This window comes from Acinetobacter sp. YH12233 (assembly GCF_013417725.1).
In the GTDB taxonomy this organism is placed as follows: domain Bacteria; phylum Pseudomonadota; class Gammaproteobacteria; order Pseudomonadales; family Moraxellaceae; genus Acinetobacter.
Genome location: NZ_VPDK01000037.1, coordinates 1 through 17,050 on the forward strand (window position 1 = coordinate 1; position 17,050 = coordinate 17,050).

Below are 17,050 nucleotides of genomic sequence, written 5' to 3' on the forward strand. Positions count from 1 at the left end.
AAGGCTATGATTCAGAACCACTGCGTGAACAGATCAGGAAAACAGGGACTAAAGCGAATATACCAAAGAAAACGAATAGCCAATCGAACAATGACCATATGGACTGGTATTTATATAAAATCAGGCATTTAGTTGAAAATATGTTTTGTAGATTAAAGCAATTTAGAGGAATAGCTACTCGATATGACAAGCTCAAAAGAAATTATCAAAGTTCTGTTGCCTTAGCCTGTATATTTTTATGGCTACCGTTATAGGGTTAATTATGAACAGTAAGTGTCAACAGACCCTAAAAACATGAATTGGAATTAAAATAAGTCTACTGATATAGTTTGATTAATCATTTTTTAACCAGGTTGCTATGCTTGCTTTAATTTCTCCAGCCAAGACTCTAGATTACGAAACACCTTTACCTACCGATCAATTTACTCAGGCAAGATTGCTGGAACATTCCCAGGAATTGATAGAAGTTGCCCGCAAGTTATCCGCAACTGAAATTGCCAGCTTAATGAGCGTCAGTGAAAAAATTGCCAATCTGAATGCGGAACGCTTTAGAGACTGGCAGCCAGATTTTGATTTTTCCAATGCTCGTCAGGCAATCTTTGCCTTTAAAGGGGACGTTTATACCGGTCTGGATGCTTACCAGTTAAAGCAGGATCAGATTCATTACGCACAGAACCATCTGCGTATGTTATCCGGCCTATATGGCTTATTGCGTCCGCTGGATCTGATGATGCCTTACCGTCTGGAGATGGGAACCAAATTGACTAACCCACGTGGTGCTCATCTCTATGAGTTCTGGGGACAAACCATCACTGACCTGATCAATCATGATCTGGCAGCAGCAGAGTCTGAAATTCTGGTCAATATTGCCTCTGATGAATATTACAAGGCAGTGAAAGAAAGCAAAATTCAGGCTGAAATCATCAAGCCGGTATTTTTAGATCAGAAAAATGGCAAATATAAAGTCATCAGCTTCTATGCCAAGAAAGCTCGTGGTTTAATGGCGCGCTTTATCATTGAAAACAAGATCAAACGAACTGAAGACTTAAAAGCCTTTAATACCGATGGGTATTATTTTGATGCTGAAAGTTCATTAAAAGGTGAGTTGGTATTTAGACGTGATGAGCAGCTAGCTGCTTAAGGTAAAAGATTTACCCAAGGCTGAATGAAGAAATTTTCTTAAAAGTCTTGGGTGAATTTAAGTTTAGCAATATTGAATTGAATAAAAATTAAAAAAAAGGGAAGGAACTTCCAAAATATCATTTATTTAGAAGAATTTTTAACAGGAAATGGATAAATTTTTTAGAAGAAAAGCTAAATAAAATAATGAAAGCTATAGGGAGCTTTAAAAGATATTTTTCACTCGATAAATTTATATAGTAAAGACAAATTTCTAAAAAAATAAAAAATAGAATCAATCAATTAATTTCTTTTAATATTCAAAAAATGACTAAAAAATAAAAAAATATGGCTCAGAAAATTATGATTAATTGAATAAGAAGTATAAAAAAACGAAGAATGAAAAGACCCTAAATATTTGAAAAAACTGCATTTTATCGGGTTATTTGTAAACTATGTCACAATTTTATTGTTATTTTGTTAGCATAATTTCAATGCTGTTACATAACTCAACTACAAAAATGAAAATTTATACAATTCCTATTTTTGTGCTGATGGTGGGTTTACTCGGTTATTGTGTTCACCAACAGGCCGAAACAAGAAAACATGAAGAGCTTCATCAGATTCTGAAAGAAGTACAACATTCAACTAAATTGCTGAATGCAAATCGGCCCCGACCTTAATAGATTTGTACTAAGCTCTTTGATTAGGGAAACAGGTAAAAAGATAAAAATAAAATTATAATAAATAAAAGAAAATTTAATAATAGTAGAACTAGATTATATTAATTTTTAATAAAATATAAATTCTAAGAAGCAATCAGAAATCAATGTGTTATAATTTGCAAAAGATAAAGTTAGATCAAATTTACTTAAATTAAGTATTTGATTCTAATGATGAAAAAAGCTGCATAGGGGTTATGCAGCTTTTTTGTTTAGATTGTTTTTTGAGTTTTTCTAGCGCAGTTTTCTTACTGTTCGCTATTGAAACATTTTGACCCGCTAAAGGGCGAAGCTGGCATATTCGTTGCTAACAGATCCTTAAAATTCATGAAGTTTTCTATAAAATTTCCTGGATTCGGCGGCATGCTTAAAGCATAAAGTTTACTCAATAGGGGCTAGGTCATGACGACTCCTAATCCATCTTCAGAAAATATGCTGGAACGTCTGTTCAAACTGAGTGAAAACAAAACCAGTTTCCGTACAGAAGTTCTGGCAGGTGTAACCACGTTCCTGACAATGTGTTACATCATTATTGTTAATCCGATGATTTTATCCGAAACCGGGATGGATCATGGGGCTGTCTTTGTAGCCACCTGTCTTGCAGCCGCAATTGGCTGTCTGGTGATGGGGCTAATTGCCAATTATCCAATCGCACTTGCACCGGGTATGGGCCTGAATGCCTTCTTTACCTACTCAGTCTGTCTGGGAATGGGTGTGCCTTGGCAAACTGCATTAGGTGCAGTATTTGTATCTGGTCTGGTCTTCATTGCCATCAGTATGTTCAAAATACGTGAGGCGATTGTCAATGCCATTCCAATGTCACTCAAACTGGCGATTGGCGGTGGTATTGGCCTGTTCCTGGCCCTGGTTGCACTGAAAAATGCTGGCATCATTGTTGATAATCAAGCGACCTTGGTGGGTCTGGGTGATTTGAAACAGCCAACTGTTATGCTTGCGCTACTTGGCTTCCTGTTAGTGGTGGTAATGCATCACTTCAAAGTACGTGGTGCGATCATTATCAGTATTTTGGTAATCACTGCGATTTCTACTGCTTTAGGTTATAACCAGTTCCAAGGTGTAGTGGGTCAAATTCCTTCACTGGCACCAACCTTCCTGCAAATGGACTTTCAAGGTCTGTTTACAGCCAGCCTGATCGGTGTGATCTTCGTATTCTTCTTGGTCGATCTGTTTGACTCTACTGGTACGCTAGTAGGTGTTTCACATCGTGCAGGTTTGTTAAAAGATGGTAAATTGCCGCGTCTGAAAAAAGCATTATTTGCCGATTCTTCTGCGATTGTTGCAGGTGCTGCTTTGGGTACTTCTTCAACTACACCTTATATTGAGTCATCAGCGGGTGTTGCAGCAGGTGGTCGTACCGGTCTGACTGCAGTTGTGGTTGGCTTGCTGTTCATTGCCTGCCTGTTCCTGGCTCCATTGGCTCAATCTGTACCAGGCTTTGCAACTGCACCAGCATTGCTATTTGTCGGTGTATTGATGATTCAGGGTATTGTCCATATTGAATGGGATGATATTACTGAAGCGGTTCCGGCGTTCCTGACCATTGTATTCATGCCATTTACGTACTCAATTGCAGATGGTATCGCAATGGGTTTTATCAGCTATGCGCTGATTAAACTGTTGACAGGTAAAGCGAAAACTGTTCCATACATGGTATGGATCATCGCAGTACTGTGGGCATTGAAGTTCTGGATGTTTGGCGGCTAATTTTTGTCGAATATCAAAAGGGTGTAAACTCAGTTTGCACCCTTTTTTATTTTTCTCAGGTTTAATCAGGAGTAGCGATGAACCGTCTTGAATTGATTCAGGCCTTGCCAAAGGCTGAGCTGCATGTGCATATCGAAGGTACCTTTGAACCTGAGTTAATGTTTGCAATTGCACAGCGTAATGAAATTAGCATTCCTTATAAATCGGTTGAGGAAGTAAAGCAGGCTTATAATTTCCATAATCTGCAATCTTTCCTAGATATCTACTACGCGGGCGCCAATGTTCTGATTCATGAACAGGACTTTTATGATCTGGCCTGGGCGTATTTTGAAAAATGCGCAGATGACAATGTCGTGCATACTGAAATGTTCTTTGATCCGCAAACCCACACCGATCGTGGCATTGCTTTTGAAACCGTGATCAATGGCTTGCAGAGAGCCTGTGATGATGCGAAAGCTAAATTAGGCATTACTTCACATCTGATTATGTGCTTCTTACGTCATTTAAGTGAAGAGGCAGCATTTGAGACATTAGAGCAAGCGCTGTCTTATAAAGATCAAATCATTGGAGTAGGGCTGGATTCAAGTGAAGTCGGGCATCCACCGTCTAAGTTTGAACGTGTCTTTGCCAAAGCGCGTGAAGCCGGTTTTCTGGTGGTTGCACATGCGGGTGAAGAAGGTCCGGCAGAATATGTCTGGGAAGCTTTGGATTTATTAAAAGTAAACCGTATTGATCATGGGGTACGTTCTGAGGAAGATCCAGAATTGATGCAGCGTTTGATTGCAGAGAAGATGCCGCTTACAGTATGTCCACTTTCAAACCTGAAACTGTGTGTGGTAGATGATATGCAGCAGCATAATATCCGTCGCCTGTTGCAGCACGGCGTGCATGTCACAGTGAATTCAGATGATCCATCGTATTTCGGTGGTTATATGAATGACAATTTCATTGCCATTGCTGAAGCTTTGGACCTAAGCAATGATGAGCTAAAACAGCTGGCGATCAATTCTTTTGAAGCTTCATTTATTTCTGATGCTGAAAAACAGAAATGGATCAGCCTGATTCAGGCACTCGTTTAAAATATCATTCCAGTAAATTTGTTAGCCCAAAGAGGGTGGAGTTCGCTCTGCCTTTTTATTTAATCTGATCTGTGAACCAAAGATGAAATTAAAATTCCTGTGGCCTGTTCTGGCTGTTAGCTTAATCAATCCTGCTTGTGCAGATACCTCAATGACTCAGAAAGCCCTGAAACCTCTGATTGAATATCAGTGTAGCCAAGAGCTGAAAGATTCCAAAGTCTGGAAAATGGGTACTTATTTCATGGCTGAAGCCAATAAACAGCATTTACAGCAAAAAGTATGTGGCTGTGTAGGTGAGCATGCCTTGGAAGGTGTTCCGGCTAAAACCCTGTTAAAAGCAACCGTTGATGAAGAAACTAAAAAAGAGCTGACCCGTAAAGCAATTGCCAATAGCTTAAAAGGCTGTATGGGCGAGTTTATCAATTAAGGATTTTTGGGTGCTGGCTTATTCAGGCCTTACCCTTAAATGAGTAGTGAGTCTTCTTTCCTGTGATGGCTGTGAATCTGGCTGTGCGCAGATTAGACATCATGGCGCATTTTTAGATTTCTTATTGCGATAAACTTCGGCACAATAGCTGCATATTTTAAAAGTTGAAAAAAGGATAAAATCCGTGAAAAAATTATTGGCTGTTGTTGCTCCATTAGCACTTGTTCTTTCTGCCTGCGTAGCACCCCAAGGTACAGGCACCCCAACTCAAGCAAGTACAGGTCAGCAACTCGGTTCTGCAGCCATTAAAATTGCCATCAATGCAAAATGTGTTACTGAACTAAATAATATTCCGGCTTGGCAAACTGCAACACGTTTAATGACAGAAACACAAAAACAGAATATCCAGTCTGAAATTTGTGGTTGCGTGAGTGAAAAAGCACCACAAAACGTGACTGCGGTAGATTTGGCGACTGCAGCAATTGACCCAGCAGCACGTGCAACTATTGTAGGCAATGTCGTTGCAAATACTATTAACGCTTGCGTGGCTGAAGCGGTAAACTAAGTCAAAATCAAATTTGAATAGGCTGACTGGTTCAGCCTATTTTTTATGGGAAATAAAATGAATATTGCTGGTGTAGATGAAGCAGGGCGTGGGCCATTAGTAGGATCGGTGGTCGCTGCGGCTGTGATATTGGATCCGAATAACCCGATTGAGGGCTTAAATGATTCCAAGAAGCTAAGCGAGAAGAAGCGCGAAAAACTTTTTATTGAGATTCAGGAAAAAGCACTGGCTTGGGCCATCGCTGAAGCCTCTGCGGCAGAAATCGACGAGCATAATATTTTGCAGGCCTCTTTGCTGGCAATGCGCCGCGCTGTGGAAGCATTAAGCATTCAGCCGGAACATGTACTGGTCGATGGCAACAAGATTCCTCAGGGTCTTGCGATGAGCTGTGATGCGGTTGTAGGTGGGGATGCTCTGCATCCTGAAATCTCGGCAGCCAGTATTCTGGCAAAAGTGACCCGGGATCGCCAGATGGTAGAGATGGATCAGAAGTATCCACAATTTGGCTTTGCCAAGCATAAGGGTTATCCGACCAAAGCACATTTTGAAGCGATTGCCTTACACGGGGTGATTGATGAGCACCGTCGTAGTTTCGGACCGGTGAAAAAAGTGCTGGCAGCGTTGCTTGATCAGCAGCAGGCAGGATAAAGTCTGATTATTTTGCTATGCAGTTGAAAATTAGACAAATTAAAAGCGGCTTAAAAGCCGCTTTTATATTCATACAAAATTAACGGTTAAAGTTATTTTGTGTCTGGTTATCATCTTCATAAGAAGAAGGCTGATAATCCTGGTCAATATGCTGAAGATGTTCATGCATTGCACGTTCATGCTGGATACGCTGGTAAATCTCTTCACGGTGTACAGAGACTTCTTTCGGAGCATTTACCCCAATACGAACCTGGTTGCCTTTTACGCCAAGTACAGTCACGCTGACTTGGTCTCCGATCATTAAAGTTTCCCCGACGCGTCGAGTCAAAATCAGCATGTTTCTCTCCTTGCAAAATGCAAAACCTGCAATCTATTGAATGTAATAAAAAAATACAACCTAAAATTATATAATTAAAGTTTGAATAGAAAGTCCTGTCCATGAAATGAAGAGGTTAACTATCCAGACTGTTGAAAATCCTTAGGCTTAATATAACAGAGCCACTATAAAAAAAACTATAGTGGCCCTGCATTTTTGTAGAGATTTAATGAAATACTGTCAGACAATGACGGTATTTTGTAGTTCTCTTAAGCGCGTGCGCTAGATTCACCATGTTCACGGTCTAAACCAAACGCAGTGTGAAGTGAGCGAACTGCAAGCTCAAGATAATTCTCTTCGATAATTACTGAAATCTTGATTTCAGAAGTAGAAATCATCAGGATGTTGATGCCTTCATCAGCAAGGGCAGTGAACATTTTGCTCGCTACACCAGCGTGAGAACGCATACCTACACCTACGATAGACACTTTTACGATGTCATCACGAGTTGCAACTTCACGTGCGCCAATCGCTTGAGCAGTTTCTTCAAGGATTTTTTTGGCTTTAGCGAGTTCACCGCGGTTTACAGTAAACGTGAAATCAGTTGTACCATCTTCTTCAACGTTCTGGATAATCATATCCACTTCGATATTGGCATCACCAATTGGTTTAAGAATTTTAGATGCAATACCTGGCTCATCTGGAACACCCAGAATAGTCAGTTTAGCTTCGTCGCGGTTGAACGCGATACCAGAGATAATTGGCTGTTCCATGTTGTCTTCCAGTTCAGTAGTAATAAGAGTTCCGACGTTGTTTTTGAAGTCTTCGTCAAATGCGCCATCATTGTCATTATCGAAGCTTGAGAGTACGCGTAAAGGCACTTGGTACTTGCCTGCAAATTCTACAGAGCGAATTTGAAGAACTTTAGAACCTAAAGATGCCATTTCCAGCATTTCTTCGAAAGAGATACGGTCTACTTTTTTCGCTTTAGGCGCAACACGAGGGTCAGTCGTATATACGCCATCAACGTCTGTGTAAATCTGACATTCATCCGCTTTAAGCGCTGCAGCAAGTGCGACACCTGAAGTATCAGAACCACCACGGCCTAAAGTTGTGGTATTGCCATCAGCATCAAAGCCTTGGAAACCAGCCACCACGATCACGCGGCCTGCATCCAGGTTTTCAGTCAATACATCGGTATCAATAGATTCGATACGTGCTTTGGTGAATGCACTGTCAGTTTTAATACCAACCTGGCGACCAGTTAAAGATTTAGCTTCAACGCCAATTGAATTCAGCGCCATAGCTAACATGGAAATCGTTACCTGTTCACCCGTAGAAACCATTTGGTCAAGTTCACGTGGGTCAGGGGTTTCGGTAATGGCTTTCGCGAGAGCAAGCAAGCGGTTGGTTTCACCACTCATAGCAGATACGACTACAACCATCTTGTGGCCATGGTCATGCCAGCGCTTCACACGACGAGCAACATTGAGAATGCGCTCGGGAGTACCCATTGAGGTACCGCCATATTTTTGAACGATTAATGCCATAGTTGTTCCATATAAACCATGACCCTGATTTTCCGATCAGGGTCAGTTACACAAAATGAAGTTTTTATTTTGCTTCAAGCCAAGCTGCTAAATCAGCCATCACTGGAGCAAACTTCTCGTTAAGTGGCGCGCCACCTTGTGCCAAGTCAGGTTTACCACCACCTTTACCACCTAGCTCAGTTGCCAAGTGTTTGATGATGTCACCTGCTTTAATAGAAGCAGTAAAGTCTTTAGCTACAGATGCAATCAAGCTAACCTTGTCACCCTCTACACCTGCAAGAACAATGACTGCATTTTCTAATTTTGATTTCACACCATCGTGCAGGTTACGTAGTGCTTTCGCATCCATACCCTGAACAGTCGTGATTAATGTTTTACGACCAGCAAGCTCTTGAACCTGGCTTAAAAGTTCACCGGCTTGTAGGCTTGCCAATTTTTGATTCAGCTGTTCAATCTGTTTTTGCAATTGATGCGCAGTGTCCACCACAGCTTCAACTTTTTCGACTGTTTGATGGTTCTGTGCTTTTAACAAACCATTGATATATTGAACATCACGATCGACTTTCTGTACGGCTTCAACCGCTTTAGTACCGGTTACGGCTTCAATACGACGTACACCTGCTGCGACACCACCTTCAGAAGTGATTTTGAACAGACCGATGTCACCTGTACGTTTCACGTGAATACCGCCACACAGCTCGATTGAGAAGTTTTTTTCGTCAATCACTGAACCCATAGACAATACGCGAACTTCTTCACCGTATTTCTCACCGAACAGCATCATCGCACCTTTGGCTTTCGCAGATTCGATGTCGAGCAGTTCAGTGGTAACAGGCGTGTTGGCAATCACTTCGGCATTTACCAGACGTTCAATTTCTTGCAGTTGCTCAAACGTTACAGGCTGATCGTTAGCAAAGTCGAAACGTAATACGTCAGACGCAACCAATGAACCTTTTTGTTGTACGTGTGAACCCAGGATTTGACGTAGGGCAGCGTGTAGCAAGTGAGTTGCAGAGTGGTTACGTGCAGTTGCGGCACGAATGTCGGCTTTAACCGTTGCTTCCACGTTTTGAGTAACTTTCAAGTTACCCATAGTCACGATACCTTGGTGAACGAATGCACCACCAGATTTTTTGGTATCTTGAACTTCGAAAATACCGGTATCGTTTTTGAAGAGTCCTGTATCACCGATTTGACCACCGCTTTCTGCATAGAAAGGAGTCTGGTTAAGAACGATTAATGCTTCGTCGCCTTCAACCACTTCGTCAACCTGTTCGCCATCTTTGTAGATTGCGATGATTTGACCTTGACCTGCTGTCGCGTCATAACCTTCAAACTGAGTTTCGCCTTCAACTTTAACAACGCTGTTATAGTCGATTGCGAATTTACCGGCATCACGTGCGCGTTGACGTTGTGCAGCCATTTCTTTTTCAAAGCCAGCTTCGTCAATCGTTAAATCACGTTCACGTGCGATATCTGCTGTAAGGTCAGTTGGGAAGCCGTAAGTATCATAAAGTTTGAATACGATTTCACCTGGAATCACAGAACCTTTCAGGTTTGCCAATTCGCCTTCAAGCAATTTCAGACCTTGCTCAAGTGTTTTCGCGAATTGTTCTTCTTCTTTCAGCAATGCAGCTTCGATACGTGTTTTGTTTGCTTCAAGCTCTGGATAAGCAGCACCCATTACATCAATTAAAGGCTGAAGCATTTTGTGGAAGAATGAACCAGTCGCACCCAGTTTGTTACCGTGACGAACGGCACGGCGGATGATACGACGCAGTACATAACCACGACCTTCATTCGAAGGGTTCACACCATCCGCAATCAGGAAGCAGCATGAACGTGCATGGTCAGCAACCACTTTAAGTGAAGCAGGGTATTCAACCGGTTTGTTTTCAGCTTGTGCTTTCGCTTCAATATCTGAAGTATCTAGACCGATAATTTCAGCAGCAGCTTTTAACAGGTTTTGGAACAGGTCGATTTCATAGTTAGAGTTGACATGTTGCAGAACCGCAGAAATACGCTCAAGGCCCATACCGGTATCAACAGAAGGTGCTGGAAGAGGGTGCAGGACGCCATCCGCAGTACGGTTGAACTGCATGAATACGTTGTTCCAGATTTCGATGAAACGGTCGCCATCTTCTTCAGGTGTACCAGGCAGGCCACCCCAAATGTGCTCACCGTGATCATAGAAGATTTCAGAACATGGACCACAAGGACCAGTATCGCCCATTGCCCAGAAATTGTCTGATGCGTATTTTTCGCCTTTGTTATCACCAATGCGGATAATACGGCTGGCATCTAGACCAACTTCTTTATTCCAGATATCAAACGCTTCGTCATCAGTGTGATACACAGTTACGTACAATTTGTCTTTAGGCAGTGCCAGCCATTTGTCGCCGGTCAGAAATTCCCAAGCAAATTTAATCGCATCACGTTTGAAGTAATCACCAAACGAGAAGTTACCCAGCATTTCAAAGAATGTGTGGTGACGAGCTGTGTAGCCAACGTTATCTAAGTCGTTGTGTTTACCACCTGCACGTACACATTTTTGTGAAGATGTTGCACGAACGTAGTCACGTTTTTCCAGACCCAGGAAGCAGTCTTTAAACTGGTTCATACCAGCATTGGTAAACAATAATGTTGGGTCGTTGGCAGGAACCAGAGAACTCGACGCGACACGTGTATGCCCTTGCGATTCAAAGTAGCTTAAAAAAGCTTCGCGAATTTCAGCTGATGTCATAAAACGAGTACTCACAACCAAGTCACTCCATAATTTCCGATTTGGCTAAAAACATTACAGTCTGACAAGAAGGTTGGTTCTCTGCTGCAATGCGGGGCTTAAATATTTAAAAACGCCAAATTATAACGGAAAATGCCTGTTCAACCAATGATTTTCATATTTATAGATCATAAAACTATAAGGAATGAATATTAGAAAAATCAGAAAAATGCCCTGCAAAATCAAAAGCTATTGTCATTACAGCAATTTATCTTAATTCTCGCTGATAGAAAGACTGGATTACTTCAAGCAAAGCATGAATTTTTCGATGAAATATTGGACATTCTGTGTAATTTTTAGTGGATTTAGCTGAATAGTTATCAGTCAGCTGGATAATTCCATTAATATAGGCGCACAAAGTTTTATGCCGCAGTAGGGAACGTCGATGCAACGTATCGCAATTAATGGTTTTGGACGAATCGGACGCAATGTGTTGCGTGCATGGTTTGAAAATCCGAAAGATTTTAATTTTGACATCGTTGCCATTAATGACGTTGCCGACGTTGAAACCTTATTGCATTTATTTAAATATGATTCTACTCATGGCCGTTTCCCGGGGCAGGTTGATCTGACTTATGAAGATGAGTATGCCTACCTGCATGTCACTTATCGCGATGCTTATCAGAAAGTTCAGGTGTTAAGACAGGCGAATCCGGTGGAAATGCCATGGCATGAACTGAATATTGATGTGGTATTGGAATGTACCGGCTTATTCCGTTCGCGTGAGGCTGCGACTCAGCATATTACTGCCGGGGCAAAACGGGTGATTATCGGCGCTGCACCGTTTGATACGGTGGATGCTGCAATTGTCTATGGCGTCAACCATCGTGATGTCAAAGAAAGTGACCAGATTATTTCTAGCGTGTCTTGTACTACGCAGGCATTGGTACCGCTAGTCAAAATCATTGATGATGCCTTTGGGATTGAGACTGCACTGATGACTGAAATTCATGCGGTGACTGCGGATCAGTCAGTACTGGATCATGCCCATCGTGATTTAAGACGTGCCCGTGCTTCCGGGCAAAATATTATTCCAACCACATCTTCAGCTTTGGGTGCTTTAAAACGCGTAATGCCGAAGATGGCGAACCGGATTGATGGTTATTCGATTCGCGTGCCAACCATTAATGTCGCAGCAATTGATCTGACTTTTATTTCTCAGTCACCCATTACTGATCATCAGTTAAATGAACTATTAATTAACGCTGCACGTCAGGATTTTGCTGAAATCATGTCTGTGACAGATGAGCCTTTAGTATCTTCAGACTTTAATCATTCGCCTTACTCATTGATTGTTGATCTGACCCAAACCCTGGTAGTGGGGCATCAGGCTAAAGTATTTGCCTGGTATGATAATGAATGGGGTTATGCCAACCGTTTGCTGGATCTCTGTGAATCCTTTTATACAGATTAAGCTATTTTGAAAGCATCCCAAATGGGGTGCTTTTTTATGCAAGATTAAAAAATTAGAAGAAAATGAATAAGAAGTTGAACGTAATTGATCGAAAAGCTCTGGATTTATGCCGAATATTTCTGTGATCTGGATATTTTTTCGTTAAGATAAAGATAATTAAATGGAATAAGAGCAAGCACATGATGTTGATCTGGGGATTTATTATATTACTGACCTTGGCTGTGATTTTTTTGATCTGGCTGCAATTTAATAATAATGAGAGTTCACAAAATGTGGAAGGCGTGCCAGTTGAGGAAAAAGTGGCACATCTGGAAGAAAATTTAAAAAAGACCTTGGAAATTATGCAGGATCTGGCGAAAAAGATGCATGTACAGCAGGAAGTACTAGATCAGACTACAGCCAAACTGCAAAAAGTTGAGCTGCAAAATGCAGAACTGGTAAATCTGCTCGCTAAAGTAGTAGAACCAAAGTCATAAGACCCTTTCATGCTGGCTTAGCCTTATATAAAGGATTTAAACTAGTAAGGTTCTTAAAATAGCTGCCGAGGCCATGCTAATCAAAATGGTCGGCAGCATGCCAAAGCGTGATGCAACGAATAGTGTCACTATTATAGCGATCAGATCAGCCGGATCATCTCGTAAAAAATATGGGGTGATCATCGAAATCAGTACACAGCCTGGAATCACTTCCAGAATTTTACGCTGACGTTTGCTCAAAGTTTTATTTTTGAGTAAGACATAGCCAAGTATCCGGGCGCAGTAAGTCGTTAGCGCCACCAATAAGATTGCGATAAAAGTGCTCATCTGAATCATGCTTCATCCTTCTGAATGAGCCAGAAGGCAGCGGCAATGCCTGCAAGCGCACCAATCAGCACATACCAGTTGCCCGGTAGATAGCTATAAGCCAGAGCAGCACAAATAAAACTGATTAGCCAAGGTCTGGCTTCAGTAAAGCCTTTCCACATGCCTTTCAGCAAGACCAGCATAATGGCGGGGAAAGCCATATCAAAACCAAAACGGTTAATATCACCTAGCACAGGTCCAAGCAGGGCACCGAGTGTCGTAAAGCCGACCCAGGCCAGATAAAGAACAATACATAGCCCGGCATAATAAGGCAGACTAAAAGCATATCGATAACCAAACTGTGCCAGTCGACGCTGTGCATCGGTCAGGCTTAAGGCCCAGTTTTCATCGACCATAAAGAATAATGCCGGAAAGACTTTTCGATTTGGAAGATGTCTTAAATAAGGTACTAAACTGGCACCGAGCAGAATATAGCGGCTGTTAATGAGAAAACTAATAAAGATTAAGGTAAGCAGATGCGGTGGATCAGTCCAGGCTTCTAAAACTGCAAACTCGGAACCGCCAGCAAAGTTCAGCCCGGTCAGCAAGGGAACCTCAAGCAGGCTAAAATCTTTTTGTGCTGCTGTTGCGCCCAAGACCAGCGCCAGAGGAATTACACCTAATAATAAAGGTAGGCAGTCTTTCACACCACGCTGAAAATCACTCAGAGGAGTAGCATCAGAAGGCGTAATACGTGGCTGAAAGGGAGGCATGAGATAATCAGGTTTTATTCTAGAGGGGGAAAGAAAGTTTATAAGAAATATAGGAGTCTTTGCAGTGCCTTTAAACTCTACCAGAATGATGCTGTTTTCTTGGTCATTTAAGTTCCCACATTGAGTTTTTGTATAGGATTATTTTTAAGCATCTAGTACTGATATTTTATAAATTCTTACCCTTGGATAGATGAGGATTGAATCAAGAATAAGTTTTTCGTCATTGTTTTGGTTGGGGAAATATATTAGAAAATCAAGTTGATATGTTGGTTGTTAAATTTTATTCAGCCTATTTTCTCTTGATAAGAGGGAGATGGTTCGGTTTATCTATCTAAGTCCTTTGTTCAGTCAGAGAAAATTATCAAAATTGCGATGCACAGCCTAAACGATCGTGCTAGACTAGGAGAAATCGGGTGTGCTCCCGATTTTTTTATGCGGTTTATTCCGCGCTGACAAGAATTTAGGTTTACAACATGCCCATTTCAGAGACATGGTTATTACCTGATGGTGTAGCTGATGTATTACCAGAACAAGCGCAAGTCATCGAAAGCCTGCGCCGTCAATCACTGGATTTCCTCGCATCTCGAGGTTATCAGCTGGTGTACACGCCATTTATTGAATACATTGAATCTCTATCTTCTCTCTCAGAATCGAATCAGGATTTAGACTTAGCCACTTTTAAAGTGATCGACCAGTTGTCTGGCCGTTTGCTTGGTGTGCGTGCCGATATGACACCACAAGTGGCTCGTATCGATGCGCATGTACATCCAGTGGAAGGTGTGGCTCGTTATTGTTATGCGGGTACGGTTTTACATACGAAACCTCAAGGATTTAATACCACACGTGCACCATTGCAGTTAGGTGCAGAATTATTTGGTTCAGACAGCATTGACGCTGACGTGGAAATGGTTGACTTGATGATCAGCCTGATTCAGGAAGCAGGTCTGGCCGACGGTATCCACCTTGATTTAGGTCATGTGGGGCTGTTCCGTAGTCTGATTGCACAAGCGGGTTTAAGTAAGGCAACCGAACGCCAATTGTCTGATCTTTATCAACGTAAAGCGTTGCCAGAATTAGCTGAATTTACTGCAAATCTTAAGTTTGGTTCAGACTTCTATACGCTTGGCCGCTTTGCAAGTGATCTGGATGCCTTAAAAACGAATTTAAGTGCTGAAGTATTAGAAAATCCAGCCTTCAAACAGGCATTTGATGCACTGCAAACCACCAAAAATGAAGTTCAGGCACGCTGGCCGAATCTGCATATTGGGATTGATGTCGTCGAGTTACGTTCATACCATTATCACACTGGCCTGATGTATGCCGTTTATGCACCGAACCGTGCTGCGGCACTGGCACAAGGTGGCCGTTATGATGGCATTGGTGAGCATTTTGGTCGTGCACGTCCGGCAACCGGTTTCTCTTGTGACTTATATGCTTTAAGTGCAGGCAAGTTTGCTACAGCTAAAGTTGTGGTAGCACCTAAGGGTACAGATGCTGCGCTGTTAAATGCGATTCAGGCAACCCGTGCACAAGGCTTAAGTGTAATTCAGTTATTAGGTAATGATGATTTAAACTCAGTACCGTATGCAACTCACCAGCTGGTGAATGTGGACGGTGAGTGGACCATCAAAACGATTTAATCGCTTTAATTGTTTTACTCAGTGTTCATGTCGCTGAGTGGGACTTTCAACTTTAACAGCATGATGTAATGAGGCTATTATGGGCAAGAATGTTGTGGTACTTGGTACCCAATGGGGCGACGAAGGTAAGGGTAAAATCGTCGACCTGCTCACAGATCAAGCGGCTGCAGTAGTTCGTTATCAAGGCGGACATAACGCAGGTCATACTCTCGTGGTTGGTGGTAAGAAAACTGTATTACACCTCATTCCATCAGGTATTTTACGTGAAAACGTATTGTGCTTAATTGGTAATGGTGTGGTTCTTTCACCTGAAGCGCTCATCAAAGAGATGGATATTCTTGAAAAAGAAGGCGTGCCAGTACGTGAACGTCTACGCATTTCTCCAAACTGTCCATTGATTCTTCCACACCACATCGCACTTGACCAAGCTCGTGAGAAAAAACGTGGTAATGCGAAAATCGGTACAACTGGTCGTGGGATCGGGCCTGCTTATGAAGATAAAGTGGCACGTCGTGCAATCCGTGTTGCTGACCTGGTACGTGGTGGCGAACATCTGAAAGCTCAGCTTGAAGAATTGCTTGAATACCACAACTTCCAATTGACTCAATTCTTCAGTGTTGAAGCAGTTAAAGTTGAAGACGTACTTGCGCTTTGCGACGAATGGCGCAAAGTGATCGAGCCTATGGTTATGGACGTGACTGGTGAACTTCACGCTTACCGTAAAGCTGGCAAGAAAATCATGTTCGAAGGTGCACAAGGTTCATTGCTTGACGTTGACCACGGTACATATCCGTACGTGACTTCTTCAAACACGACTGCTGGTGGCGTAAGCTCAGGTTCAGGTCTTGGTCCATTACACCTTGACTATGTACTGGGTATTACTAAAGCGTATACTACTCGTGTAGGTTCAGGCCCATTCCCAACTGAGTTGGTGTATGACGCTGCAACAGATACAGGTGATGCAATTGGTAAACACCTGGGTACTGTAGGTTCAGAATTTGGTGCGTCTACTGGCCGTCAACGTCGTTGTGGCTGGTTCGATGCTGAAATCCTGCGTCGTTCAGTAGAAGTGAACTCACTGTCTGGTATTTGCTTGACTAAACTTGACGTTCTTGACGGTTTGGAAGAAGTGAAAATCTGTGTAGGTTACGAAGCTGCTGATTCTGGCTGTGTTGGTTCTTCTGATGCGCTTGCATTTGAAACTTTAAAACCAATTTACGAGACTATGCCAGGCTGGAAAGAATCTACTTTCGGTGCGAAATCACTAGATCAATTGCCACAAGCGGCAATTAACTATGTGAAACGTCTTGAACAATTGATTGAATGTCCAATCGACATCATTTCAACTGGTCCAGACCGTGAAGAAACCATTATTCTTCGCCATCCGTTTGATGCTTAATCCTTTAAGCTGAAAATGATAAAAACCCTGTGATTTCACAGGGTTTTTTATTTGGAAAAGCTTATAAAAATGATTGAAAACCTGTTTGGATTCTTTATGATGTTTTGAC

The 17,050-nt window shown here is 42.0% G+C and carries 17 protein-coding genes; 12 read left to right on the plus strand and 5 right to left on the minus strand.

Going from position 1 to position 17,050, the window contains the following annotated elements; translation table 11 throughout:
* The 8 genes from FTV12_RS13325 to rnhB form a co-directional block, all read left to right on the plus strand.
* Positions 1–254 (plus strand): transposase (locus FTV12_RS13325; RefSeq protein WP_180025485.1); only part of this gene is annotated, 254 nt, incomplete at its 5' end.
* A gap of 104 nt (positions 255–358) precedes the next feature.
* A complete protein-coding gene (yaaA, locus tag FTV12_RS13330) occupies positions 359–1,141 on the plus strand; it encodes a peroxide stress protein YaaA (protein ID WP_166136046.1) in 783 nt (260 codons plus the stop codon).
* Between the two features lie 472 nt (positions 1,142–1,613).
* Entirely contained in the window at positions 1,614–1,802 is a 189-nt protein-coding gene (locus FTV12_RS13335; RefSeq protein ID WP_004784216.1) for a hypothetical protein, read from the plus strand.
* A gap of 441 nt (positions 1,803–2,243) precedes the next feature.
* Positions 2,244–3,566, plus strand: a complete 1,323-nt coding sequence (locus tag FTV12_RS13340; protein ID WP_004815389.1) for an NCS2 family permease — start codon at positions 2,244–2,246, stop codon at positions 3,564–3,566.
* Between the two features lie 77 nt (positions 3,567–3,643).
* On the plus strand, positions 3,644–4,645 hold the full coding sequence (locus FTV12_RS13345; protein ID WP_180034201.1) for an adenosine deaminase: 1,002 nt from the start codon (positions 3,644–3,646) through the stop codon (positions 4,643–4,645).
* 82 nt (positions 4,646–4,727) lie between these two features.
* A complete protein-coding gene (locus FTV12_RS13350) occupies positions 4,728–5,072 on the plus strand; it encodes a hypothetical protein (protein ID WP_180034202.1) in 345 nt (114 codons plus the stop codon).
* Between the two features lie 184 nt (positions 5,073–5,256).
* Positions 5,257–5,637 carry a hypothetical protein gene (locus FTV12_RS13355; RefSeq protein WP_159123230.1) on the plus strand — a complete coding sequence of 127 codons (381 nt, stop codon included), beginning with the start codon at positions 5,257–5,259 and terminating at the stop codon, positions 5,635–5,637.
* Between the two features lie 57 nt (positions 5,638–5,694).
* Positions 5,695–6,285, plus strand: coding sequence for a ribonuclease HII (gene rnhB, locus FTV12_RS13360; protein ID WP_004784204.1), 591 nt, complete (start codon positions 5,695–5,697; stop codon positions 6,283–6,285).
* Between the two features lie 79 nt (positions 6,286–6,364).
* On the opposite strand, the gene csrA is transcribed toward rnhB, so the two are convergent.
* The 3 genes from csrA to alaS form a co-directional block, all read right to left on the minus strand.
* The gene (gene csrA / locus FTV12_RS13365; protein WP_004784202.1) at positions 6,365–6,622 is read right to left on the minus strand and encodes a carbon storage regulator CsrA; all 258 of its coding nucleotides are present in this window, start codon (positions 6,620–6,622) and stop codon (positions 6,365–6,367) included.
* Between the two features lie 248 nt (positions 6,623–6,870).
* Positions 6,871–8,151, minus strand: coding sequence for an aspartate kinase (locus FTV12_RS13370; protein WP_159123232.1), 1,281 nt, complete (start codon positions 8,149–8,151; stop codon positions 6,871–6,873).
* Between the two features lie 64 nt (positions 8,152–8,215).
* Positions 8,216–10,909 (minus strand): alanine--tRNA ligase, encoded by a 2,694-nt coding sequence (alaS, locus tag FTV12_RS13375; RefSeq protein WP_180004057.1) that lies wholly within the window; start codon positions 10,907–10,909, stop codon positions 8,216–8,218.
* A 409-nt stretch (positions 10,910–11,318) separates the two neighbouring features.
* On the opposite strand from alaS, the gene FTV12_RS13380 reads away from it, so the two are divergent.
* Both FTV12_RS13380 and FTV12_RS13385 read left to right on the plus strand, forming a co-directional pair.
* Positions 11,319–12,347 carry a type I glyceraldehyde-3-phosphate dehydrogenase gene (locus FTV12_RS13380; RefSeq protein ID WP_180034203.1) on the plus strand — a complete coding sequence of 343 codons (1,029 nt, stop codon included), beginning with the start codon at positions 11,319–11,321 and terminating at the stop codon, positions 12,345–12,347.
* A gap of 179 nt (positions 12,348–12,526) precedes the next feature.
* Positions 12,527–12,823, plus strand: coding sequence for a hypothetical protein (locus FTV12_RS13385; protein WP_004815405.1), 297 nt, complete (start codon positions 12,527–12,529; stop codon positions 12,821–12,823).
* Between the two features lie 36 nt (positions 12,824–12,859).
* On the opposite strand, the gene FTV12_RS13390 is transcribed toward FTV12_RS13385, so the two are convergent.
* A complete protein-coding gene (locus tag FTV12_RS13390) occupies positions 12,860–13,159 on the minus strand; it encodes an AzlD family protein (RefSeq protein ID WP_180034204.1) in 300 nt (99 codons plus the stop codon).
* A complete protein-coding gene (locus FTV12_RS13395; protein WP_180034205.1) occupies positions 13,156–13,902 on the minus strand; it encodes an AzlC family ABC transporter permease in 747 nt (248 codons plus the stop codon). The genes FTV12_RS13390 and FTV12_RS13395 overlap by 4 nt, the downstream gene beginning before the upstream one ends.
* 473 nt (positions 13,903–14,375) lie before the next feature.
* Here FTV12_RS13395 and FTV12_RS13400 point away from each other — a divergent pair, with 473 nt between their 5' ends.
* Together FTV12_RS13400 and FTV12_RS13405 are read left to right on the plus strand one after the other, a co-directional pair.
* On the plus strand, positions 14,376–15,542 hold the full coding sequence (locus FTV12_RS13400; RefSeq protein WP_180034206.1) for an ATP phosphoribosyltransferase regulatory subunit: 1,167 nt from the start codon (positions 14,376–14,378) through the stop codon (positions 15,540–15,542).
* Positions 15,543–15,621: 79 nt separating this feature from the next.
* Positions 15,622–16,941, plus strand: coding sequence for an adenylosuccinate synthase (locus FTV12_RS13405; protein WP_180034207.1), 1,320 nt, complete (start codon positions 15,622–15,624; stop codon positions 16,939–16,941).
* Positions 16,942–17,050 lie beyond the last annotated feature (109 nt).

Coding starts and splice junctions, on each gene's coding strand:
- rnhB (WP_004784204.1), top strand. CDS start 5,695: ATGAATATTGCTGGTGTAGATGAAGCAGGGCGTGGGCCATTAGTAGGA.
- csrA (WP_004784202.1), bottom strand. CDS start 6,622: ATGCTGATTTTGACTCGACGCGTCGGGGAAACTTTAATGATCGGAGAC.
- FTV12_RS13340 (WP_004815389.1), top strand. CDS start 2,244: ATGACGACTCCTAATCCATCTTCAGAAAATATGCTGGAACGTCTGTTC.
- FTV12_RS13345 (WP_180034201.1), top strand. CDS start 3,644: ATGAACCGTCTTGAATTGATTCAGGCCTTGCCAAAGGCTGAGCTGCAT.
- FTV12_RS13380 (WP_180034203.1), top strand. CDS start 11,319: ATGCAACGTATCGCAATTAATGGTTTTGGACGAATCGGACGCAATGTG.
- FTV12_RS13370 (WP_159123232.1), bottom strand. CDS start 8,151: ATGGCATTAATCGTTCAAAAATATGGCGGTACCTCAATGGGTACTCCC.
- FTV12_RS13390 (WP_180034204.1), bottom strand. CDS start 13,159: ATGATTCAGATGAGCACTTTTATCGCAATCTTATTGGTGGCGCTAACG.
- FTV12_RS13395 (WP_180034205.1), bottom strand. CDS start 13,902: ATGCCTCCCTTTCAGCCACGTATTACGCCTTCTGATGCTACTCCTCTG.
- FTV12_RS13335 (WP_004784216.1), top strand. CDS start 1,614: ATGCTGTTACATAACTCAACTACAAAAATGAAAATTTATACAATTCCT.
- FTV12_RS13405 (WP_180034207.1), top strand. CDS start 15,622: ATGGGCAAGAATGTTGTGGTACTTGGTACCCAATGGGGCGACGAAGGT.
- FTV12_RS13385 (WP_004815405.1), top strand. CDS start 12,527: ATGATGTTGATCTGGGGATTTATTATATTACTGACCTTGGCTGTGATT.
- yaaA (WP_166136046.1), top strand. CDS start 359: ATGCTTGCTTTAATTTCTCCAGCCAAGACTCTAGATTACGAAACACCT.
- FTV12_RS13400 (WP_180034206.1), top strand. CDS start 14,376: ATGCCCATTTCAGAGACATGGTTATTACCTGATGGTGTAGCTGATGTA.
- FTV12_RS13350 (WP_180034202.1), top strand. CDS start 4,728: ATGAAATTAAAATTCCTGTGGCCTGTTCTGGCTGTTAGCTTAATCAAT.